Raw genomic sequence first — 19,810 nt, forward strand, 5'->3', positions numbered from 1 at the left:
GGTGGGCGTCTCGGCGGGCGGGTCGGACGGGACGACGGCGGACGCGCGCTCGCTCAGGGGACGGCTCCTCAGAAGAGCGCGGGCTGGTCGGCCGGGGCGCTGGTGCCCTCGACGCGGGCGACCAGTTCGGCGCCGTTGTTGCGGACGTTGTTCACCGCGGGGCTCACCGGGCGCAGCTCCAGCCCCTCGACCAGCGACGGCGGGGTCGGCTCCGCCAGCGCCTCGACGTCGTCGCGGGCCGGGTCGAGCCAGTCGGCCCAGCGCTCGCGCGGCAGCACCAGCGGCATCCGGTCGTGGATCTCGGCGAGCGCGCCGACGGCGGGCGCGGTGACCACCGTGCAGGTGTAGAGCCGGTCCTCGCCCTTGCCCCACACCTCGTAGAGCCCGGCCATGGCCAGCACCGACCCGTCGGCGGGGGTGATGAAGAACGGCTGCTTGCCGGGCGAGTCGAGCTTCCTCTGCCACTCGTACCAGCCGTCGGCCGGGACCAGGCACCGGCGGGAGCGGGCGGCCGAGCGGAAGGCCGGCTTCTCGGTGAGCGACTCGACGCGGGCGTTGAGCAGCCGGTTGCCGACCGAGACGTCCTTGGCCCAGGAGGGCACCAGGCCCCAGCGGACGGAGCGAAGCTCGCGGTGCCCGGCGCCGGTGGGGCTGCCCTCCGGGTCGCGCTCGCGCTTGGTGCGGACCACGTAGACGTCCTTGGTCGGCGCGACGTTGTAGTCGGCCCGCAGCGGCTCCTGCCCCTCCGCGGGGACTGCCTCGAACTCGACGACGAGGTCCTCGGGACGGCGGGTGGCGGCGTAGCGACCGCACATGGCTGGTCCTCCCGGCTGTCGGGCCGGCCCGGGACGGGCCCGCGGGACCGACTCTAGGCGGGACCGGGGACAGCGGGAGTGCCCCGCCGGACCCCGGGTAGGCCCGGGGTGCAGACCCCGGCGAGCAGAGACGAGGATCACGCGAGTGACCGCGACCCAGAACCCCCCGCAGCAGCAGCCGAAGACCGCGAGCGAGTCCGCCGAGCGGCGCTACGCGACGGTCGACCCCTTCACCGGGGAGACCGAGAAGGAGTTCGACTTCACGCCCACCGAGGCCATCGACGGGATCATCGGGACCGCGCACGCCGCCTACCAGGAGTGGCGGCAGCGCACGGTCGAGGAGCGCGCCGGTGTCGTCCGTCGCGCGGCGGAGCTGATGGACGAGCGCCGCGACGAGCTGGCCGCGCTCGCCACGAAGGAGATGGGCAAGCGCCGCGAGGAGGCCGCCGGCGAGCTGTTCCTGTGCTCGATGATCCTCAACTACTACGCCGACAACGGCCCGGCCTTCCTGCAGCCCACCCCGATCCAGCCGCTGCTGGGCAAGGGCGAGGCCGTCGTCGAGACGCAGCCGGTGGGCGCGCTGCTGGCCATCGAGCCGTGGAACTACCCCTACTACCAGGTCGTCCGCGTAGCCGGCCCGAACCTCGTGCTCGGGAACACCGTGATCCTCAAGCACGCCGAGATCGTCCCGCAGTGCGCGCAGGCCATCGAGCAGCTGTTCACCGACGCCGGCGCCCCCGAGGGCGTCTTCACCAACACCTTCCTGCGCATCGCCGACGTCGAGCAGGTCATCGCCGACCCGCGCATCGCGGGCGTGACCCTGACCGGCAGCGAGCGCGCCGGCAGCGCGGTGGGCGCCCTGGCCGGCAAGCACCTGAAGAAGTCGGTGCTCGAGCTCGGCGGGAGCGACCCGTTCATCGTCCTGGACGCCGAGAACGTCGGCGCCACGGTCAAGGCCGCGACCACCGGCCGGATGCAGAACACCGGCCAGGCGTGCATCGCCGCCAAGCGGCTGATCGTCACCGAGGACGCCTACGAGCCGTTCGTCGCCGGCCTGCGGCAGGCGTTCTCCACCTTCTCCCCCGGCGACCCGGCGGACCCGGACACGACGCTGGCGCCGCTGTCGTCGGAGCAGGCCGCGAAGGACCTGCACGCCCAGATCCAGGACGCCGTCGACAAGGGCGCCACCGTGCTCGCCGGTGGTGGCCGCCCCGACCTGCCGGGCGCGTTCGTCGAGCCGACCCTGCTGACCGACGTGACGCCCGAGATGCGCGCGTACCACGAGGAGCTCTTCGGGCCAGCCGCCGTCGTCTACAGGGTCAAGGACGCCGACGAGGCCGTCGCCCTCGCCAACGACAGCGTCTACGGGCTCGGCGCGACCGTGATGAGCAGCGACCTCGACCGCGCGCGGGCGGTGGCCGAGCGGATCGAGGCCGGGATGGTCTGGATCAACCAGCCCACCGGCTCCTCCCCCGAGCTGCCCTTCGGCGGGATCAAGCGGTCGGGCTACGGCCGCGAGCTCTCCGAGCTGGCGATGTTCGAGTTCGCCAACCGGCGGCTCCTGCGCACCGTGCCGGCCAAGAAGGCCGAGAAGCCGCAGGCCGGCTAGGGCGGGCCGAGCGTGAGCGGCGTCGTCCGGACCGGGCAGGATGGTCCCCCGTGAGCCAGGTCTGGACGACGCCGCACCGCCCGACCCCCGTGGACGCGGTCGTCCCGCTGCCCGGGTCCAAGTCGATCACCGCGCGGGCGCTGGTCCTCGCGGCGCTCGCCGACGGCCCGAGCCGCGTCGTGCGCCCGCTGCGGGCCCGCGACACCGACCTCATGGCCGCCGGCCTGCGCGCGCTCGGCGTCGGGATCGCCGAGGACGGCGCCGACTGGCTGGTCACCCCCGCGCGGCTGCGCGGCCCGGCGGAGGTCGACGCCGGGCTGGCCGGCACCGTGCTGCGCTTCCTGCCGCCGGTGGCCGCCCTCGCCGACGGCCCGGTCCGGCTCGACGGCGACCCGCGGCTGCGCGAGCGCCCGAACGCCGGGCTGATCGCCGCGCTCCGCGACCTCGGCGTCGAGGTCGACGACGGCGGCCGCGGCCGGGCGCCGTTCACCGTGCACGGCACCGGCGCGGTCCGCGGCGGGGCGGTGACCGTCGACGCGAGCGAGTCCTCGCAGATCGTCTCGGGGCTGCTGCTGGCCGCCGCCCGGTTCACCGACGGGATCGACCTCGCCCTGGCCGGCGGGGTGCCGTCGATGCCGCACGTGGAGATGACCGTCGCCGCGCTGCGCGAGCACGGCGCCGACGTCGTCGCCACCGACCGCGGCTGGCGGGTCGCCCCCGGCCCGCTCGCGGCGCTGGACCGCGTCGTCGAGCCCGACCTGTCCAACGCCGCGCCCTTCCTCGCCGCGGCGCTGGTCACCGGCGGGCGGGTCACCGTGCCCGACTGGCCGGCGGCCACCACCCAGCCCGGCGCGCAGCTGGACGCGCTGCTGGGCGCGATGGGCGCCGAGGTCGAGCGGACGCCGGACGGCCTGCGGGTCACCGGCACCGGCCGCATCGCCCCGCTGGTCGCCGACCTGGGCGACGTCGGCGAGCTGACCCCGGTGCTCGCCGCGCTGTGCGCGCTGGCCGACGGGCCCTCCCGCCTGACCGGCATCGCCCACCTGCGCGGCCACGAGACCGACCGCATCCAGGCCCTCGACGAGGTGCTCACCGCCGTCGGCGCCCGCGTGCGCCAGCTGCCCGACGGCCTGGAGGTCGAGCCGGGCCCGCTCCGGGCGGCGCTGCTGGACTCCTACGCCGACCACCGCATGGTGCACGCCGCCGCCGTCCTCGGCCTGGCCGTCGACGGCGTGCGGGTCTCCGGGCCCGAGGCGGTCACCAAGACGCTGCCGGACTTCCGCGAGCGCTGGGCGGGCATGCTCGCCGCGACCGCGGGGGTGGCCTCCTGAGCCGCCGCCACGACAGCCGCTCGGACGAGGACGACGTCCGGGTCCGGCCCAACCGGCGCGGCTCCCGCCCGCGCACCCGCACCCGGCCGGCGCACGCCGACGCCGTCCCCGGCCTGGTGATCGCGGTCGACCGCGGCCGGATGACCGTCCGGATCCCCGGTCCCGACGGCGCCCCGCTCGAGGTGACCGCGATGCGCGCCCGGGAGCTGGGGCGGCACGGCGTCGTCGTCGGGGACCGGGTGCGGCTGGTCGGCGACACCAGCGGCCGGCCCGACGCCCTCGCCCGGATCGTCGTCATCGAGGAGCGGACGACGTCGCTGCGGCGCACCGCCGACGACACCGACCCCACCGAGCGGGTCGTGGTGGCCAACGCCGAGCAGCTCGTCGTCGTCACGTCGGTGACCGACCCCGACCCGGCGCTGGGGTTCCTCGACCGCTGCCTGGTGGCCGCCTACGCCGGCGGGCTGGAGCCGCTGTTCTGCCTGACCAAGACCGACCTGGCCAGCCCGCAGGCGCTGCTGGACCGGTACGCCGGGCTGGACGTCGGCGCGGTGGCGGTGTCCAGGGAGACGCCGCTGGACCCGCTGCTCGAGCGGCTGGAGGGGCGCACCAGCGTGTTCGTGGGCCAGTCGGGCGTGGGCAAGTCGACCCTGGTGAACCGGCTGGTGCCCGAGGCCGGCCGGGCCACCGGCGAGGTGACGAAGATCGGCAAGGGGCGGCACACGTCGTCGTCGGCGGTGCTGTTCGACCTGCCCGGCGGCGGCACGATCGTCGACACCCCCGGCATCCGCTCCCTGGGCCTGGCGCACGTCACCGCCGACGACGTCGTCGCGGCCTTCGACGACCTCGCCGAGGCCGCCGTCGACTGCCCGCCCGGGTGCGGGCACTCCGCCGACGACCCCGACTGCGCGCTGGACGCCTGGGCGGCCGACGGCCCGCCCGGCCGCGCCGAGCGGCTGGCCAGCGTGCGGCGGCTGCTGGACGCCGTGGGCCAGCTCGGCCCCGGTCACTGAGGAGAGGAGCCTCCGTGGAGCAGCGGGTCCACTTCCTCACGCTGGCCACCGCCGACCTCGACGCCGCGCGACGGTTCTACGTCGAGGGACTCGGCTGGACGCCGCTGCTCGACGTGCCCGGCGAGATCGTCTTCTTCCAGGTCGCGCCGGGCACGGTGCTGGCCTTCTTCGAGACGGCGCAGTTCGCCCGGGACCTCGGCACCGGGCCCGCCCGGCCGGAGGTGTCCGGGCTGACACTGGCGCACAACGTCGGCGACCGCGACGCCGTCGCCGCGCTGTGCGAGCGGATGGCCGCCGCGGGCGGCACCGTGCTCACCCCGCCCGAGGAGGGTGCCTTCGGCGGCGTCTTCCACGCGCTGGTGCGCGACCCCAACGGTGTCGTCTGGGAGATCGGGCACAACCCCGGCTGGTCGGTCGACGCCGACGGGACCGTCCGGCTCGGCTAGCCCCGTCCGGGACGCGCGAACAGCCCGTCGGGCACCGGCTCGTCGACCGCCTCGATGCGCAGGTCGTGCGTCTCGCCCGCGTGGGTGCCGTCCAGCGCCTCCGCCCACACGCACACGCCGGTCCGCAGGTCGAGCCGGACGAGGTGCGCGGTCGGGTACTCCACGCCCTCCGGGACGCTCCCCCACTCGAGCTCGTCGACCCGGCGGCTGCGCAGCAGCGGGCAGCAGCCGCAGCGCGGCTCGTACCGGTCGGTGGGCACGACCAGCGCCTCCCAGGCCGGGCGGCCGGCGTGCTCGACCTCGCGCAGGCCGTCGACGGTCAGCGCCGGCCCGGCGGGCGCCCCGGTGTCCGGGTCGACGCCGTCGGCGAGCTCCCGCGGCCGCAGCTCGGCCACCCAGCGGTAGTCCTGCCACATCGGGTCCTCGCCCGCGCCGGCCTCCCGGACGACGCCGAGCAGCCGGCAGGCGGCGTCCTCGACCCGGAGCCGGTCCGGCCGGCGCAGCCAGGCGCGGACCGGCTCGGACCACGTCCACCCGCGGCGCCGGCGCTCGGTGAACCGCAGCGTCGTCCACCGGTCCGGGGAGGACCGGGCGAGCGCGCGGAAGGCGTCGGCGTCGGGCACACCCGGCAGTGTGGTCCCCGGCCGGGGCACCTGTCCCGCGGACGGTCGTGCTCGGCCCACAGGGGTGTGCAGAGCACGAGCGTCGGCAGGAGGACTAGACGTCGACCCAGCCGCCGGTCCGCCAGTAGAGGCCGGCCTCGCGGGAGAGCAGCCCCTCGTCGACCAGGTAGCGGCGCAGCGCGGCGGTGTCAGGGTGCCAGACCGCCAGCAGCGCGTTGACCTCGCGCTCGGGATAGCGGACGCCGACGTCGAACACCCGCACCACGTGCTGGAGCACCAGGCGCCGCTTGCTCTGCTGCGCCGGGATGGTGGTCAGCCGGCCGTCGCGGATGAACGCGGCGAGCACCGCGGACTCGGCCGGGTCGTCCGACAGCGGCTCCGGCGCCGGTGCCGCCTCCGCCGCGGCGCGGGCGGCGGCGCCGAACCGGTCGGTCAGCAGCTCGAGGACGTGCCCGTCGCGGCGGACCAGCCCGGCCCGGGCGAGCCGGCGGGCGGCGAGCGCGACGTCCTTGAGCGACAGCCCCGAGGCCGCGGCGACGTCCTCGATCGTCCCGGCGCCCAGCGCCAGGGCCGCCACCACCTTCAGCCGCGTGGGGTCGGCCAGGAGCCCCACGATCGTCGCCGCGTCCATCCCCTCGACGGTATCCGTGCATCGCAGCACGTGGGCGGGGGTAGCGGCACCGGCATGGTGAGCCCCATCGACCTCCAGAAGGCCCTCAAGGGCCTGGACTACCCCGCCAGCAAGGAGCAGATCCTCGAGCACGCCAAGGGCGCCGACGCGGAGGTCCTGGACGCGCTGCAGAAGATCGCGGACCGGGAGTACGAGGGGCCCAGCGGCGTCAGTGCCGCGGTCTTCGACTGACCGCCCGCTAGGTTCGGTGCCCATGACACCGGGCCGGGACTTCACGGGGGACATGCACCTGGCGCACGTGCTGGCCGACCAGGCGGACTCCATCAGCATGGAGCGGTTCCGGGCCCTCGACCTCGCCGTCGAGACCAAGCCGGACCTGACGCCGGTCACCGACGCCGACCGCGCCGTCGAGGAGCAGCTGCGCATCACCCTCGCCCGGGCCCGCACCCGCGACGCCGTGCTCGGCGAGGAGTTCGGCGTCACCGGCCACGGCCCGCGGCGCTGGGTGCTCGACCCGATCGACGGGACGAAGAACTTCGTCCGCGGCGTGCCGGTGTGGGCGACCCTCATCGCGCTGTTCGACGGCGACGAGGCGGTCGTCGGCCTGGTCTCGGCGCCGGCGCTCAACCGCCGCTGGTGGGCGGCCAAGGACGTCGGGGCCTGGACCGGGCGGCGGCTGGAGTCGGCCACCCGGTGCCACGTCTCCGGCATCACCGACCTCGGCGACGCGAGCCTGTCCTACTCCAGCCTGTCCGGCTGGGAGGAGCGCGGCCTGCTCGACGGCTTCCTCGACCTCACGCGGTCGGTGTGGCGCACCCGCGCCTACGGCGACTTCTGGAGCTACGTGCTGCTGGCCGAGGGCGCGGTCGACGTCGCCTGCGAGCCCGAGGTGTCGCTGTGGGACCTCGCCGCGCTCGACGTCATCGTGCGCGAGGCCGGCGGGCGGTTCACCGACCTCACCGGCGCCGACGGGCCGGCCGGCGGCAGCGCCCTCGCCACCAACGGCGTGCTGCACGACGCCGCGCTGGCGCACCTGCGCCTGCCCGACCCCGCCGCCCGGTGACGACGGAGGCCCCTCCCCGATCCCGGGGAGGGGCCTCCGTGTCCGGGGCTACGCCGTGGGGCGCGGGCCGCCGCCGGTGCCGCGGCCACCGGTGAACCGGCGACGGGCGTCGTCGATCCGCGCCTTGGTCTTGGGGTCCTTCGCCAGCTGCTGGGCCTTGGCCGACACCTGCTTGAGGGTCTGCTGACCCTTCGGGCTGCGGGCGAACTGGGCCACCTTGTCGAACACCGACGCCATCTCGCGTGCCTCCTCTCGCCGGGGCCCGTCCTGGGCCCTCCGTCCCGGTCAACGGTGCCCGGGCCGGCACCGTTCCATGCGGCCGGTCAGGCCCGCCGCGGCTCGACCGGCAGGCCGGTGCCGCGCCCGGCGAGCAGCGCCGCCCCGACCGCCGACGCGCTGCGCAGCGGCAGGTACCTCACCGGCCGGCCCAGCAGGCCGGCGAGGGTCTCCCGCACCAGCGGCGCGCGTCCCCCGCCCCCGGTCAGGACGACGGGGCCCCCGGGCACCTCCCCGAGCAGCGCGGCCGCCGCGGCGACGGCCGACAGCACCCCCTCGACGGCGGCCCGGGCGAGGTCGGCGCGGGTGGTGCCGGCGCCCAGGCCCGACCAGCCGGCACGGTCCTCCGGCCCGGCCACCCCGCCGCGCTCGCCGGTGAGGAACGGCCGGAACACCGCTCCCCCGGCCCCCGGGGGCGACGTCGCGGCCAGGTCGAACAGGTCGGCGGGCGGGACGCCGAGCACGCCGGCCACCCAGGTCCACGCCGAGCCGCCGTTCTGCAGCGCGGCCATCGCGTACCAGCCGCCCTCGGCGTCGGCGTAGCCGTGCACCGGCGGGTCGTCGGCCGGTGCGGGCGTCCAGCCGGGCCGCAGCACCTGCGCGCCGGTGCCGAGGTTGACCTGCAGCCCGGCGGTCGTGCCGGCCGCGAGCAGCGCCAGCGGCGTGTCCCCGCCGCCGACGACGACCGGGACCTCCGCCCCGCCGAGCACCGCCGTCCCGGCCACCTCCGCCGAGGGCCGCACCGCCGGGAGCAGGCCCGGCGGCACCCCGGCCGCGGCCCGCGCGGCGGCGGACCAGCCGTCGGCGACGACGTCCCACAGCAGCGTGGCCGAGGCGTCGCTGCGGTCGGTGACCCGCGGGTCGGTGCCGGGCAGCAGGGTGGCGCGGAGGGCGTCCTTGGGCAGCAGGACGGCCGCGGCGCGGTCGACCAGGTCGGGCCGGTGCGCCGCCAGCCAGGCCAGCACCGGGCCGGTCATGCCCGGCACCAGCGGGTTGGCCAGCGCGGCGCGGTCGGGAGCCGGCAGCGCCCGCCACCGGCGGACCTCCGCGGCGGCCCGCCGGTCCGGCCACAGCACCGCGGGCGCGAGCGCGGCGCCGGCGTCGTCGACGAGCACCGTGCCGTGCATCTGGCCGGACAGGCCCAGCCCGGCCACCGGCCGGCCGCCCAGCGCGGGCAGCAGCCGGGCGAGCGCGTCGTCGAACGCCGCCCGCCAGGTGCCGACGGCGCACTCGGCCCAACCCTCCCGCGGGCTGTCCACGTGGTAGCCGGCCTCGGTCTCGGCGACGGTGCCGCCGTCCTCGCCGAGCGCGACGAGCTTGAGCCCGCTGGTGCCGAGGTCGGCGCCGAGCAGGACGGCGCTCACCGCGGGCCGTGCGCGAACCCGCCGGAGCGGCCGGTGCGGTCGGCCAGCAGCCCGGCCAGCGTGCTCAGCGCGATCTCCGCCGGCGCGCGGGAGCCGATGTCCAGCCCGATCGGCCGGTGCACCCGGGCCACCTCCTCCGGCGGGACGCCGAGCGCGGCCAGCGCCGCCACGTGCGGGCCCTGGTGCCGCGGGTTGCCCATGACGCCGACCCAGCGGACCCGGCGGGCCAGCGCGTCGCGCAGCACCTCACCGAGCTCGGGGCGGTGGTGGTCGGTGACGACGACGTCGGCCCGGTCGAGGTCGAGGGCGTCCTCGAGGTCGGCCAGCGAGCGGGTGCCGTCCCCGCCGGCCGGGTCGACCAGCGCGGTGCGGAAGCCGAGCTCGGCGCCCCAGCGCAGCAGCACCTCGGCCACCGGGGAGGCGAACACCGCCACCAGCACCCGGTCGGTCGCGGGGGCGGCCGGTGCCCCGTGCGCGACACCGCACGCCGGGTCGCTCACGCGGCGCGCTCCGGGCTGTCGCCGTAGGCGTACCCGGCGTCGGCGTACCGGCCGCCGACGGCGACCCCGGGCGGGGCGATCTCGCCGAGCCGGGCGAGGTCGTCGGCCGACAACTCCACGGCGAGCGCGCCGGCGTTCTCCTCCAGGTAGGACCGCCGCTTGGTGCCGGGGATCGGGACGACGTCGGGGCCCTGCGCGAGCACCCAGGCCAGCGCCAGCTGCCCGGGCGTGCAGCCCTTCTCCCCGGCCATCGCGCGGACGGCGTCGACCAGGCGCAGGTTCGCCGCGAACGCCTCCCCGGTGAACCGCGGGTGGGTGCGCCGCCAGTCGTCGTCGGCGAAGTCGTCGGGGCTGGTGATCGCGCCGGTGAGGAACCCGCGGCCGAGCGGGCTGAACGGCACGATGCCGATGCCCGCCGCGCGGGCGACGCCCAGGACCTCGGTCTCGAGGTCCCGGGTCCACAGCGACCACTCGCTCTGCAGCGCCGCGATCGGGTGCACGGCCACCGCCCGGCGGACCGACGCGGCCGACGCCTCCGACAGGCCGAGGTACCGGACCTCGCCCCGCTGCACGAGCTCGGCCATCGCCCCGACGGTGTCCTCGATCGGCACGCGGGGGTCCACCCGGTGCTGGTAGTACAGGTCGATCACCTCGACGCCGAGCCGGCGCAGGCTGGCCTCGGCGCAGGCGCGCACGTTCTCCGGCCGGCCGTCGATGTCCATGCCCCCGCGGTCGTTGCGCCGCAGCGAGAACTTCGTCGCCAGCTGCACCTCGTCGCGCCGACCGCGGATCGCCTCGCCGACCAGCTCCTCGTTGTGCCCGTCGCCGTAGACGTCGGAGGTGTCCAGGAAGGTGATGCCGAGGTCGAGCGCGCGGTGGACCGTCGCGATCGACTCGTCGCGGTCGGCGGCGCCGTACATCTGGCTCATGCCCATGCAGCCCAGGCCGAGGGCGGAGACGACCAGGCCGTTCCGGCCGAGCGTGCGGGTACCGGCGGGAGCAGTCATGCCCCGCATCCTCGTCCCGCCGCGAGCGGCCCCGCCACCGGCCGTTTCCGCGCCGGGCGCCCGGGTAGCCGCCCGGGCGACCGACCCCGGGAGGACCCCATGAGCGCGCGCCCCGCCCGCCGCACGGCCCGGCTGCTCGGCCTGGCCAGCCTCGGTCTCGGCACCTCGATGCTGGCCTCGCCCACGGCCGTCGCCCGCTTCGCCGGCGTCGACGACTCCCCCGTGGCGCTGCCGGTGGTCACCGCCGTCGGCGCCCGGGAGCTCGCGCACGCCGCCGGCCTGCTCGCCGGCCGACCCGGCTGGGCGTGGACCCGCGTCGCCGGCGACGCCGTCGACCTGGCCGTCATGGGCGTCGCCCTGCAGAACCGGCGCGGCGAGCGGGAGCGCCGGCTGCGCAACGTGCTCGTCGGCGCCTCGGTGCTGGCGGCGCTGGACCTGCTCACCGCCCTGCGCTCCCGGCGGCGGACGTCGGCCCCCACCCTGACCCCGGTGACCCGGCCGACGACGGGGCTGGTGGCCCCGCTGATCGACGTCCGGCCGGCACTGGCCGGCGAGCCCCGGCGCCCGGTCGCCACGGCCCCGGACGCCGGAGCCGTGGACGCCGGAGCCGTGGACGCCGGGTAGCTCTCAGCCGCGCGCCAGGCCGTCGACGCGGGCGACCTCCTCGGCCGACAGCGCGAAACCGCCGATCTCCAGGTTGGCCCGGATCCGCTCCGGGGTGGCCGACTTCGGGATCACCACCACCCCGTGCTCGACGTGCCAGCGCAGCACGACCTGCGCCGGGGTGACGCCGTGCGCGTCGGCGACCTCCCGCAGCACCGGGTCGCCGAGGTCGGTGTTCTTGAACGGGCTGTACCCCTCGAGGACGACGCCGCGCTCCCGGTGCCCGTCCTCCACCGCCGGGTCGTACAGCGCCGGTGCCCAGCTGACCTGGTTCACCTGCGGTGCCACGCCGGTCGCCCGGGCGAGCCGGTCCACCGCGTCCAGCGAGTAGTTGCTGACCCCGACCGCCCGGGCCCGCCCGTCCTCGCGGGCGGCGACGAACCGCTCCCACAGGCCCTCGTCGGAGCCGCCGGGCGGCCAGTGCACCAGCCACAGGTCGACCGCGTCGAGGCCGAGGGCGTCCAGCGACGCCGACAGCGTGCGGTCGGCCCGGCCCGCCTCGCGCGGCGGCAGCTTGGTGGTCACGAAGACCTCGTCCCGGTCGACGCCGGAGTCGCGCAGCGCCCGGCCGACCTCGGCCTCGTTGCGGTACATCGTCGCGGTGTCCAGGTGCCGGTAGCCGGCGTCCAGGGCGGTGCGGACGGCGTCGTAGCAGGTGCTGCCGGTCATCTGCCAGGTGCCGAAGCCGAGCAGCGGCATGCTGCCGCCGCCGGTCAGCGGCGCGGACGGGAGGGGCGCGGTCATGCCGCAGCCCTGCCCGGGCCGGCCGGCGGCGACACGCGCCTCGGCGGACGGACGCGGGCGGGAACCCGCCGACGACGGCCGCCGGCCCGGGGCGCGGAGGGGACGGCGGCGCAGCCGGGAAGCCGTCGGGGTGGTGGGATGGGACACACGGCGCCCACCCGGAGCGTCGACGAGGAGGTCCGCGTGCAGTACGCCGAGTCCGTGGTCGACCTGATCGGCGGCACCCCGCTGGTCCGGCTGTCGAGGGTCACCGCCGACCTCGGCCCGGACGCGCCGCTGGTGCTGGCCAAGGTCGAGTACCTCAACCCCGGCGGGTCGGTGAAGGACCGGATCGCCGTGCGGATGGTCGACGCCGCCGAGGCCAGCGGGGAGCTGAGGCCCGGGGGGACGATCGTCGAGCCGACCAGCGGCAACACCGGCATCGGGCTGGCGCTGGTCGCCCAGCAGCGCGGCTACGAGTGCGTCTTCGTGTGCCCGGACAAGGTCAGCCAGGACAAGATCAACGTGCTGCGGGCCTACGGCGCCGAGGTCGTCGTCTGCCCCACCGCCGTCGACCCGTCGGACCCGCGGTCGTACTACTCCGTCTCCGACCGGCTGGCCCGCGAGACCCCCGGCGGCTGGAAGCCCGACCAGTACGCCAACCCGGCCAACCCGCGCTCGCACTACGAGACCACCGGCCCGGAGATCTGGGAGCAGACCGAGGGGAAGGTGACCTGCTTCGTCACCGGGGTCGGCACCGGCGGCACGATCAGCGGCATCGGTCGCTACCTCAAGGAGGTCAGCGACGGCCGCGTCCGCGTGGTCGGCGTCGACCCCGAGGGGTCGGTGTACTCCGGCGGCACCGGACGGCCCTACCTGGTCGAGGGCGTCGGCGAGGACTTCTGGCCCGAGGCCTACGACCGCTCGGTCGCGGACCGGATCGTCCCGGTCTCCGACGCCGACTCCTTCCGCATGACCCGCCGGCTGGCCCGCGAGGAGGGGCTGCTGGTCGGTGGCTCCTGCGGGATGGCCGTCGCCGGCGCGCTGCGCGCCGCGGAGGAGCTGGGGCCCGACGACGTCGTGGTGGTGCTGCTCCCCGACGGCGGCCGCGGCTACCTCAACAAGATCTTCAACGACCGGTGGATGGCCGACTACGGCTTCCTCGACGTCGCCACCGGCGAGACGGTGGGCGAGCTGCTCGCCGCCAAGGACGGCGCGACGCCGGTGCTGGTGCACACCCACCCGAACGAGACGGTGCGCGACGCCATCGACATCCTGCGCGAGTACGGCGTCAGCCAGATGCCGGTCGTGCGGGCCGAGCCGCCGGTGACCGCCGGCGAGGTCGTCGGCTCGGTGGACGAGAAGGTGCTGCTCGACGCCCTGTTCGCCGGCCGCGCCTCGCTGGCGGACCGGGTGGAGAGGCACATGTCCGCGCCGCTGCCGATCATCGGCTCCGGCGAGCCGGTCAGCGCCGCGGTGGCGGAGTTCGGCGAGGCCGACGCGCTGGTGGTGCACGTCGACGGCAAGCCCGCGGGTGTGGTCACCCGGCAGGACGTGCTCGGCCACCTGGCGGGGGTGACCCGGTGACCGGGTTCTCCGGCTTCGACACCCGCGCGATCCACGCCGGGCAGGACCCCGACCCCGCCACCGGCGCCGTCGTCGTCCCGCTGCACCTGGCCACCACCTTCAAGCAGGACGGCGTGGGCGGGCTGCGCAACGGCTACGAGTACGCCCGCAGCGCCAACCCCACGCGCGACGCCCTGCAGCAGCTGCTGGCCTCCCTCGAGGAGGGCACCGCCGGCCTGGCGTTCGCCTCCGGCCTGGCCGCCGAGGACACCCTGCTGCGCACCGTGTGCGAGCCCGGCAGCCACGTCGTCCTCGGCGGCGACGCCTACGGCGGCACGTTCCGGCTGATCTCGAGGGTCGTCTCGCGCTGGGGCGTCGAGCACACCCCCGTCGACCTCAACGACCCCGACGCCCTACGCGCCGCGATCCGGCCCGGCGCCACCCGCGTGATCTGGTGCGAGACGCCGACCAACCCGCTGCTCAACGTCGCCGACATCGCGCTCACCGCCGAGGTGGCGCACGAGGCCGGCGCGCTGCTCGTCGTCGACAACACCTTCGCCAGCCCCTACCTGCAGCGGCCGCTCACCCTGGGCGCCGACGTCGTCGTGCACTCGACGACGAAGTACCTCGGCGGGCACTCCGACGTCGTCGGCGGCGCGCTCGTCGTCCGCGACGCCGACCTCGCCGAGCAGCTGGCCTACCACCAGAACGCCATGGGCGCGGTGTCCGGCCCGCTGTCGGACTGGCTGGTGCTGCGCGGGATCAAGACCCTCGGCGTGCGGATGGAGCGGCACCAGGCCAACGCCGCCCGGATCGCCGAGTACCTCACCGGGCACCCGGCGGTGTCCCGCGTGCTCTACCCCGGCCTGCCCGACCACCCCGGCCACGACATCGCGGTCAAGCAGATGTCCGGCTCCGGCGGGATGCTGTCGTTCCGGGTGGCCGGCGGCGAGGAGGCGGCGCTGCGGGTCTGCGAGCGGGCGCGGCTGTTCACGCTGGCCGAGTCGCTGGGCGGGGTGGAGTCGCTGATCGAGCACCCGCACCGGATGACGCACGCCAGCGCCGCCGGCTCGCCGCTGGAGGTGCCGGGCGACCTGGTGCGCCTGTCGGTGGGCATCGAGGACGTCGACGACCTGCTCGCCGACCTGGAGCAGGCGCTGGCCTGACGGCCTCAGCGCGGGGCGGGTCAGCGCGGAAGGGTCAGCGAAAGGACCCTGTCCTCCTCACCCCTCGCACGCTCGGGGCGAGCCTCTGGACAGGGCCGGTCAACGCGGAAGGGTCAGGATCCTCGGGCCGTCCTCGGTGACCGCGACCGTGTGCTCGACGTGCGCGGCCCGGCTCCCGTCGGCGCTGCGCAGCGTCCAGCCGTCGGCGTCCACCCGGTAGCCGTCGCTGCCGCCGGCGAGGAACCACGGCTCGATCGCGATCACCAGCCCGGCGCGCAGCGGCACGCCGCGGCCGGCGCGGCCCTCGTTGGGCACGTGCGGCGCCTCGTGCATGGTGCGGCCGACGCCGTGCCCGCCCTGGTCGGTGTTGATGCCGCAGCCACCCGCCCGCCCGACCGCCCCGATCGCCGCCGAGACGTCGCCCACCCGGTTGCCGACCACCGCCGCCGCGATCCCCGCCGCCAGCGCCCGCTCGGCGGTCGCCACGAGCGCGAGGTCCTCGGGCCGCGCGGTGCCGACGGGGAAGGTGATCGCCGAGTCGCCGACCCAGCCGTCCAGGGTGGCGCCGGCGTCCACGCTCAGCAGGTCGCCGTCCTCGAGCTCCCGGGTGGTCGGGATGCCGTGCAGGGCGACGTCGTTGACCGACAGGCAGACCACGCCCGGGAACGGCGGGGTGGTCGCGTGCGGGGCGTAGCCGAGGAACGGCGAGCCGGCGCCGGCGTCGGCCAGGACGTCGCGGGCCACCCCGTCCAGCTGGGTCAGCCGGACACCGGGGGCGGCCGCGGCGCGGACGGCGGCGAGCACGTCGGCGACGACCGCCCCGGCGGCCCGCATGGCCTCCAGCTCGCCCGGCGTGCGCAGCTCGATCATCTGGGTCCTCCCGGGATCGGTGTCCCGGCAGCACCGGGATTCATATCCCGGTATTACTATCACGCCATGGTGCGACCGCCGCTGAGCCCCGAGGAGCGCGAGCGCGGCCGCCGGCTGGGCGCATTGCTGCGGGCCGCGCGGGGCGACCGCTCCCCCGCCGAGGTCTCCGCCGCCTCCGGGGTGAGCCTCGAGGCGCTGCGGAAGATCGAGTCCGGGCGGGTGCCCACCCCGGCGTTCTTCACCGTCGCCGCCCTGGCCCGGACGCTCGACGTCCCGCTCGACCGGCTGGCCGCGGACCTCACCGCGCCGGGCGCCGGGACCGCGCTCTCCGCCTGAGGGCGTTCAGCCGGCGATCGACAGCGCCCCGGTCGGGCACTGCTGCACGGCGTCCCGCGCGGCGTCCCCGTCGTCCGGCGTCTCCTGCAGCACCCGCACCGCGCCGTCGTCGTCGACCTCGAAGACGTCCGGGGCGAGCAGCTCGCACTGCCCCGAGCCCACGCACAGCTCGCGGTCGGCGGTGACCCGCATCAGCGGGTCCCGCCGAGGCGGGCCGGCAGCCGCTTGAGGCCGTTGACAAACGAGGACGCCAGCCGGTCGGGCGGGCCGGTGACCTCGAGGTCGGGCAGGTGGTCGAACAGCGCCCGGAAGGTCACCTGCAGCTCGCGGCGGGCCAGGTGCGCGCCGAGGCAGAAGTGCGGGCCCTTCGAGCCGAACCCGACGTGCGGGTTGGGGTCGCGGCCGACGTCGAAGCGCTGCGGGTCGGCGAAGACCTCGGGGTCGCGGTTGGCCGCCGCGTAGAACAGCAGGAACTTCTCCCCGGCGGTGAACCGGTGGCCGCCGATCTCGCCGTCCCGGGTGGCGGTGCGGCGCATCCAGGTGACCGGGCTGACCCAGCGCACGACCTCCTCGACGGCGGTGCGGTCCAGTGACGGGTCGGCGGCCCACCGCGCCCGCTCCTCCGGCCACTCCGACAGCGCCAGCAGGCCCTGGGAGATGGCGTTGCGGGTGGTCTCGTTGCCGGCCACCAGCAGCAGGATGAAGAACGAGGCGATCTCCTGGTGGGACAGCCTCTCGCCGTCCACCTCGGTGGTGACCAGCGCGGTGGTGAGGTCGTCCCGGGGCTCGGCGACGCGCTCGGCGGCCAGCCGCTCCATCAGCGCGGCCATCTCCGCACCGGCGGTGAGGAAGGCGGTCAGCGGGTCGTCGTTCTCGATGAGCTCGGGGTCGCCGCCGGAGAGGATGACGTTCGAGTTGGCCAGCACGGCCGCCCGGTCGGCCTCGGGGACGCCCATCATGTCGCAGATGACCCGCAGCGGGATCGGAGCGGCGATGTCGGCGACGACGTCGATGACGCCGTCGTGGGCCGCAGCCGTCACCCGGGCCCGCGCCAGGACGTCGTCGACGACGGCGCGCACCGAGTCCAGGGTCCGCTCGAGCATCCGCGGCGTGAACGTCTTCGAGACGATCCGGCGGATCTTGGCGTGCCGCGGGTCGTCCATGCTGATCAGCGAGCCGTAGAACTCGTGCAGCTCGGCCGGGACGTCCTGCATCGACACCGCGCCCTGCCCCGAGCAGAACACCGCCGGCTGGGAGCTGATCGCCTCGAGGTCGGCGTAGCGGGTGACGGCGTGGTAACCCGGGCCGGCCGGGATGCCGGGCAGGTCGGGCTCGGCGAAGAACGCGAAGGGCCGCTCCCGGCGGAGCCGGTCCAGGGCCGCGTGCCGCTCGGCCGGCGGGCGGGTCCACCAGTCCCGGTCGGACAGGTCGACGTCGCCGAGGTCGACGTCGGTGGGGTCGACGTCGGTGGGGTCGACGTCGGTGGGGTCGACGTCGGTGGGGTCGGCGACCTCCGCACCGGACTCTGTCTGCGGGATCGGGGCCTCGACGCTCACGGGCGACCTCCTCGTCGAGCGGTCAGCAGTGACCGTCAACCTAGAGAGGACGCCGTGTGACGGGCAACACACCCGCGTACGGGCCCGCGCCCGGCCGCCCGCGGGTCAGGCGTCGCCGCGGTCGACCAGGTCGCCGTACTCGGGGTGGCGCTCGATCCAGCCGCGGACGAACGAGCAGCGCGGCACCACCGTCTCCCCGCGCGACCGGACGTCGTCCAGGGCCGCCCGGACGAGCCTGCCGCCCAGCCCGGACCCCTCGGCGTCGGGGTCGATCTCGGTGTGGGTGAAGACCACCCGCGCACCCCGCCGGGAGTACGCGGCCAGCCCCAGGAGGCGGTCGCCGTCGCGGATCTCGTAACGCTCGGACTCGGGGGCGTCCTGCACGGTCGGCTCCATGCCGTTCCGCAACCGGGCCGGCGCCCGCCCTGTTCCCGTCGACCACCCCGGGATGCGACGAGGGCCCCGGAGCGTCTGCTCCGGGGCCCTCGTGCCGTGGTAGCGGGGACAGGATTCGAACCTGTGACCTCTGGGTTATGAGCCCAGCGAGCTACCGAGCTGCTCCACCCCGCGTCGGTAGGACCCACTGTACACGCCTCCCCGGGCCCGGTGCGGGGGGTGTGGGCAGCGCCACCCGGGTAGGACCGCGGTGCCGGGTGAGCAGCCGCCCGGCACCGTTCCGGCCCGGAGGCAGCCCGATGACCGCGAGTACGAGCAACCAGGACGTCGTCGAGATCCTGACCACCGACCACCACGAGGTCCTCGACCTCGTCGGCCGCATCCCGGCCGCCGATCCCGCCGAGCGGCGGGACATGGCCGACACCGTGATCGCCGAGCTGATGCGGCACTCGGTCGCCGAGGAGATGTTCGTCTACCCGGCCATGCGCGAGCACCTGCCCGACGGCGAGGCGGCGGTGCAGGACGACATCCAGGAGCACCAGCAGCTGGTGGAGGTGATGAAGGAGCTCGAGGACGTCGACTCCGCCGACCCCCGGTTCCTCGAGACCCTCGGCCGCCTCGAGCAGGTGCTGCGCCACCACGTCACCGACGAGGAGACCGAACAGTTCCCCCAGCTGCGCGCCCGGTTGAGCCCGGACCAGCTCGTGGAGATCGGCCGGAAGGTGGAGGCGGCGAAGAAGGCCGCGCCCACCCGGCCGCACCCGTCGTCGCCGCACAGCGCGCTGTTCCACAAGACCGTGGGACCGGGCGTCGGGATGGTGGACCGGCTCCGCGACGCGCTGACCGGCCGGTCGGACAACACCTGAGGCACCGGGACCCGGTCCTCCGCCGGAGGACCGGGTCCCGCGCGGCGCCGGGGACCTTGTCCGGCGCCGGGCGCGGGAGGACGCTCGACCGCGCGGCGATGCCGCAGGGGCACCGCCGCCGGTCCGAGAGGGGGGCGGCATGTACGCCCGATCCACCACCATCCGCGCCAACCCCGGTTCGCTCGACGACGCGATCGCGTACGTGCGCGACGAGGTGTGGCCGGCCCTGCAGGACATGGACGGCTGCGTCGGCCTGTCGATGATGTGCGACCGGGAGTCCGGCCGGTGCATCGCGACGTCGGCGTGGGAGGACCGGGAGGCGATGCGGGCCAGCGCCCAGCGCGTGCACCCGCTGCGCGAGCACCTGGTGGAGCGCTTCGGGACGGGTGAGGACCCCGAGGTGCAGGAGTGGGAGATCGCCGTCCTGCACCGGGAGCACACCGCCGCGGACGGCGCCTGCGCGCGGCTCACCTGGAGCCGCGGCGACCCGGCCCGGGTCGACCAGATCCTCGAGATGTACCGCTCCACCCTGATGCCGCGCCTCCAGGAGCTGCCCGGCTTCTGCAGCATGAGCCTGCTCGTCGACCGGGACAGCGCCCGCGCCGTCGGCACGGTCGTCTTCGAGGACCGCGCGCACCTCGAGGGGACGCGGGACCAGGCGCGCATGCTCCGGGAACGGGCCGTCGACACCATGGGCATCGACATCCTCGACGTCGCCGAGATGGACCTCGTCCTCGCCCATCTCCGGGTACCCGAGACCGTCTGACCCCGGGCACCCCGGGGGGGACGGAACGGCACCGGCCCCCACCGCTGGGCGGTGGGGGCCGGTGCCGTTCGGAGTAGCGGGGGGACCGGCCGGACCACCGCTCTCGCTGTAGCGCCTCGGCCGTTCCCGCAGGTCACCAGCACCTGCCCACGCAGCTGCACACCCCCGGCGTGGTCCGGCTCCCGACCCGCCGTCCTGGAACGCCGGGACGCGGCGGTGACCAC

The 19,810-nt window shown here is 76.0% G+C and carries 24 protein-coding genes and 1 tRNA gene; 12 read left to right on the plus strand and 13 right to left on the minus strand.

What is annotated here, in order from left to right; translation table 11 throughout:
• Positions 1 to 68: 68 nt before the first annotated feature.
• Entirely contained in the window at positions 69 to 815 is a 747-nt protein-coding gene (locus ACFO3M_RS14995; RefSeq protein WP_387990232.1) for an SOS response-associated peptidase, read from the minus strand.
• 145 nt (positions 816 to 960) lie between these two features.
• Between ACFO3M_RS14995 and ACFO3M_RS15000 the strand changes: the two genes are divergently transcribed.
• The 4 genes from ACFO3M_RS15000 (at position 961) to ACFO3M_RS15015 (ending at position 5,214) form a co-directional block, all read left to right on the plus strand.
• Entirely contained in the window at positions 961 to 2,424 is a 1,464-nt protein-coding gene (locus ACFO3M_RS15000) for an NAD-dependent succinate-semialdehyde dehydrogenase (protein WP_387990235.1), read from the plus strand.
• A gap of 50 nt (positions 2,425 to 2,474) precedes the next feature.
• Positions 2,475 to 3,755, plus strand: coding sequence for a 3-phosphoshikimate 1-carboxyvinyltransferase (gene aroA, locus ACFO3M_RS15005; RefSeq protein WP_387990238.1), 1,281 nt, complete (start codon positions 2,475 to 2,477; stop codon positions 3,753 to 3,755).
• A 116-nt stretch (positions 3,756 to 3,871) separates the two neighbouring features.
• Entirely contained in the window at positions 3,872 to 4,768 is an 897-nt protein-coding gene (rsgA, locus tag ACFO3M_RS15010) for a ribosome small subunit-dependent GTPase A (RefSeq protein ID WP_387990241.1), read from the plus strand.
• A gap of 14 nt (positions 4,769 to 4,782) precedes the next feature.
• On the plus strand, positions 4,783 to 5,214 hold the full coding sequence (locus tag ACFO3M_RS15015; protein ID WP_387990244.1) for a VOC family protein: 432 nt from the start codon (positions 4,783 to 4,785) through the stop codon (positions 5,212 to 5,214).
• On the opposite strand, the gene ACFO3M_RS15020 is transcribed toward ACFO3M_RS15015, so the two are convergent.
• Positions 5,211 to 5,837, minus strand: a complete 627-nt coding sequence (locus ACFO3M_RS15020) for a hypothetical protein (RefSeq protein ID WP_387990247.1) — start codon at positions 5,835 to 5,837, stop codon at positions 5,211 to 5,213. The genes ACFO3M_RS15015 and ACFO3M_RS15020 overlap by 4 nt on opposite strands.
• 94 nt (positions 5,838 to 5,931) lie before the next feature.
• Positions 5,932 to 6,468, minus strand: coding sequence for a DUF2087 domain-containing protein (locus tag ACFO3M_RS15025; RefSeq protein ID WP_387990250.1), 537 nt, complete (start codon positions 6,466 to 6,468; stop codon positions 5,932 to 5,934).
• 54 nt (positions 6,469 to 6,522) lie between these two features.
• Here ACFO3M_RS15025 and ACFO3M_RS15030 point away from each other — a divergent pair, with 54 nt between their 5' ends.
• Both ACFO3M_RS15030 and hisN read left to right on the plus strand, forming a co-directional pair.
• Complete coding sequence (locus ACFO3M_RS15030; protein ID WP_387990253.1) at positions 6,523 to 6,699, plus strand: DUF2795 domain-containing protein; 177 nt, start codon at positions 6,523 to 6,525, stop codon at positions 6,697 to 6,699.
• Positions 6,700 to 6,721: 22 nt separating this feature from the next.
• Positions 6,722 to 7,531 (plus strand): histidinol-phosphatase, encoded by an 810-nt coding sequence (hisN, locus tag ACFO3M_RS15035; RefSeq protein WP_387990256.1) that lies wholly within the window; start codon positions 6,722 to 6,724, stop codon positions 7,529 to 7,531.
• Between the two features lie 48 nt (positions 7,532 to 7,579).
• Here the strand turns inward: hisN and ACFO3M_RS15040 are convergent, their stop codons facing one another.
• From ACFO3M_RS15040 to ACFO3M_RS15055, 4 genes are all read right to left on the minus strand, one after another.
• Positions 7,580 to 7,768, minus strand: a complete 189-nt coding sequence (locus tag ACFO3M_RS15040; protein ID WP_387990259.1) for a hypothetical protein — start codon at positions 7,766 to 7,768, stop codon at positions 7,580 to 7,582.
• Positions 7,769 to 7,854: 86 nt separating this feature from the next.
• Positions 7,855 to 9,171 (minus strand): FGGY family carbohydrate kinase, encoded by a 1,317-nt coding sequence (locus ACFO3M_RS15045; protein WP_387990262.1) that lies wholly within the window; start codon positions 9,169 to 9,171, stop codon positions 7,855 to 7,857.
• A complete protein-coding gene (locus ACFO3M_RS15050) occupies positions 9,168 to 9,671 on the minus strand; it encodes an XdhC family protein (protein ID WP_387990264.1) in 504 nt (167 codons plus the stop codon). The genes ACFO3M_RS15045 and ACFO3M_RS15050 overlap by 4 nt, the downstream gene beginning before the upstream one ends.
• Entirely contained in the window at positions 9,668 to 10,678 is a 1,011-nt protein-coding gene (locus ACFO3M_RS15055) for an aldo/keto reductase (RefSeq protein ID WP_387990267.1), read from the minus strand. The genes ACFO3M_RS15050 and ACFO3M_RS15055 overlap by 4 nt, the downstream gene beginning before the upstream one ends.
• A gap of 99 nt (positions 10,679 to 10,777) precedes the next feature.
• On the opposite strand from ACFO3M_RS15055, the gene ACFO3M_RS15060 reads away from it, so the two are divergent.
• A complete protein-coding gene (locus ACFO3M_RS15060; RefSeq protein ID WP_387990270.1) occupies positions 10,778 to 11,302 on the plus strand; it encodes a hypothetical protein in 525 nt (174 codons plus the stop codon).
• Between the two features lie 3 nt (positions 11,303 to 11,305).
• Here the strand turns inward: ACFO3M_RS15060 and ACFO3M_RS15065 are convergent, their stop codons facing one another.
• Positions 11,306 to 12,085 carry an aldo/keto reductase gene (locus tag ACFO3M_RS15065; RefSeq protein ID WP_387990272.1) on the minus strand — a complete coding sequence of 260 codons (780 nt, stop codon included), beginning with the start codon at positions 12,083 to 12,085 and terminating at the stop codon, positions 11,306 to 11,308.
• Between the two features lie 183 nt (positions 12,086 to 12,268).
• Here ACFO3M_RS15065 and ACFO3M_RS15070 point away from each other — a divergent pair, with 183 nt between their 5' ends.
• Both ACFO3M_RS15070 and ACFO3M_RS15075 read left to right on the plus strand, forming a co-directional pair.
• Positions 12,269 to 13,651: a cystathionine beta-synthase gene (locus ACFO3M_RS15070; RefSeq protein WP_387990274.1), complete on the plus strand. Its 1,383-nt coding sequence runs from the start codon at positions 12,269 to 12,271 to the stop codon at positions 13,649 to 13,651.
• Positions 13,648 to 14,796, plus strand: coding sequence for a cystathionine gamma-synthase (locus ACFO3M_RS15075; RefSeq protein WP_387990277.1), 1,149 nt, complete (start codon positions 13,648 to 13,650; stop codon positions 14,794 to 14,796). The genes ACFO3M_RS15070 and ACFO3M_RS15075 overlap by 4 nt, the downstream gene beginning before the upstream one ends.
• A 99-nt stretch (positions 14,797 to 14,895) precedes the next feature.
• Here the strand turns inward: ACFO3M_RS15075 and map are convergent, their stop codons facing one another.
• On the minus strand, positions 14,896 to 15,666 hold the full coding sequence (map, locus tag ACFO3M_RS15080; protein ID WP_387990280.1) for a type I methionyl aminopeptidase: 771 nt from the start codon (positions 15,664 to 15,666) through the stop codon (positions 14,896 to 14,898).
• A 66-nt stretch (positions 15,667 to 15,732) separates the two neighbouring features.
• On the opposite strand from map, the gene ACFO3M_RS15085 reads away from it, so the two are divergent.
• Complete coding sequence (locus tag ACFO3M_RS15085; RefSeq protein ID WP_387990283.1) at positions 15,733 to 16,002, plus strand: helix-turn-helix domain-containing protein; 270 nt, start codon at positions 15,733 to 15,735, stop codon at positions 16,000 to 16,002.
• Positions 16,003 to 16,008: 6 nt separating this feature from the next.
• On the opposite strand, the gene ACFO3M_RS15090 is transcribed toward ACFO3M_RS15085, so the two are convergent.
• From ACFO3M_RS15090 to ACFO3M_RS15105, 4 genes are all read right to left on the minus strand, one after another.
• Positions 16,009 to 16,194, minus strand: coding sequence for a ferredoxin (locus ACFO3M_RS15090; RefSeq protein ID WP_387990286.1), 186 nt, complete (start codon positions 16,192 to 16,194; stop codon positions 16,009 to 16,011).
• Positions 16,194 to 17,558, minus strand: coding sequence for a cytochrome P450 (locus ACFO3M_RS15095; RefSeq protein WP_387990289.1), 1,365 nt, complete (start codon positions 17,556 to 17,558; stop codon positions 16,194 to 16,196). The genes ACFO3M_RS15090 and ACFO3M_RS15095 overlap by 1 nt, the downstream gene beginning before the upstream one ends.
• Positions 17,559 to 17,663: 105 nt before the next feature.
• A complete protein-coding gene (locus tag ACFO3M_RS15100; RefSeq protein WP_387990292.1) occupies positions 17,664 to 17,954 on the minus strand; it encodes a GNAT family N-acetyltransferase in 291 nt (96 codons plus the stop codon).
• Positions 17,955 to 18,051: 97 nt separating this feature from the next.
• Positions 18,052 to 18,128: transfer RNA gene (locus ACFO3M_RS15105), tRNA-Met, on the minus strand.
• 125 nt (positions 18,129 to 18,253) lie between these two features.
• Here ACFO3M_RS15105 and ACFO3M_RS15110 point away from each other — a divergent pair.
• Together ACFO3M_RS15110 and ACFO3M_RS15115 are read left to right on the plus strand one after the other, a co-directional pair.
• Positions 18,254 to 18,820, plus strand: coding sequence for a hemerythrin domain-containing protein (locus ACFO3M_RS15110; protein WP_387990295.1), 567 nt, complete (start codon positions 18,254 to 18,256; stop codon positions 18,818 to 18,820).
• A 139-nt stretch (positions 18,821 to 18,959) separates the two neighbouring features.
• Positions 18,960 to 19,586: an antibiotic biosynthesis monooxygenase gene (locus tag ACFO3M_RS15115; RefSeq protein ID WP_387990298.1), complete on the plus strand. Its 627-nt coding sequence runs from the start codon at positions 18,960 to 18,962 to the stop codon at positions 19,584 to 19,586.
• Positions 19,587 to 19,810 lie beyond the last annotated feature (224 nt).

Source organism: Geodermatophilus arenarius (assembly GCF_042654585.1).
In the GTDB taxonomy this organism is placed as follows: domain Bacteria; phylum Actinomycetota; class Actinomycetes; order Mycobacteriales; family Geodermatophilaceae; genus Geodermatophilus; species Geodermatophilus arenarius.

Bases quoted from the DNA above. Each gene is read 5' to 3' on its own strand.
- map (WP_387990280.1), bottom strand. From the start codon at position 15,666: ATGATCGAGCTGCGCACGCCGGGCGAGCTGGAGGCCATGCGGGCCGCC.
- ACFO3M_RS15065 (WP_387990272.1), bottom strand. From the start codon at position 12,085: ATGACCGCGCCCCTCCCGTCCGCGCCGCTGACCGGCGGCGGCAGCATG.
- ACFO3M_RS15055 (WP_387990267.1), bottom strand. From the start codon at position 10,678: ATGACTGCTCCCGCCGGTACCCGCACGCTCGGCCGGAACGGCCTGGTC.
- hisN (WP_387990256.1), top strand. From the start codon at position 6,722: ATGACACCGGGCCGGGACTTCACGGGGGACATGCACCTGGCGCACGTG.
- ACFO3M_RS14995 (WP_387990232.1), bottom strand. From the start codon at position 815: ATGTGCGGTCGCTACGCCGCCACCCGCCGTCCCGAGGACCTCGTCGTC.
- ACFO3M_RS15100 (WP_387990292.1), bottom strand. From the start codon at position 17,954: ATGGAGCCGACCGTGCAGGACGCCCCCGAGTCCGAGCGTTACGAGATC.
- ACFO3M_RS15115 (WP_387990298.1), top strand. From the start codon at position 18,960: ATGTACGCCCGATCCACCACCATCCGCGCCAACCCCGGTTCGCTCGAC.
- ACFO3M_RS15110 (WP_387990295.1), top strand. From the start codon at position 18,254: ATGACCGCGAGTACGAGCAACCAGGACGTCGTCGAGATCCTGACCACC.
- ACFO3M_RS15030 (WP_387990253.1), top strand. From the start codon at position 6,523: ATGGTGAGCCCCATCGACCTCCAGAAGGCCCTCAAGGGCCTGGACTAC.
- ACFO3M_RS15090 (WP_387990286.1), bottom strand. From the start codon at position 16,194: ATGCGGGTCACCGCCGACCGCGAGCTGTGCGTGGGCTCGGGGCAGTGC.
- ACFO3M_RS15025 (WP_387990250.1), bottom strand. From the start codon at position 6,468: ATGGACGCGGCGACGATCGTGGGGCTCCTGGCCGACCCCACGCGGCTG.
- ACFO3M_RS15060 (WP_387990270.1), top strand. From the start codon at position 10,778: ATGAGCGCGCGCCCCGCCCGCCGCACGGCCCGGCTGCTCGGCCTGGCC.
- ACFO3M_RS15040 (WP_387990259.1), bottom strand. From the start codon at position 7,768: ATGGCGTCGGTGTTCGACAAGGTGGCCCAGTTCGCCCGCAGCCCGAAG.
- ACFO3M_RS15085 (WP_387990283.1), top strand. From the start codon at position 15,733: ATGGTGCGACCGCCGCTGAGCCCCGAGGAGCGCGAGCGCGGCCGCCGG.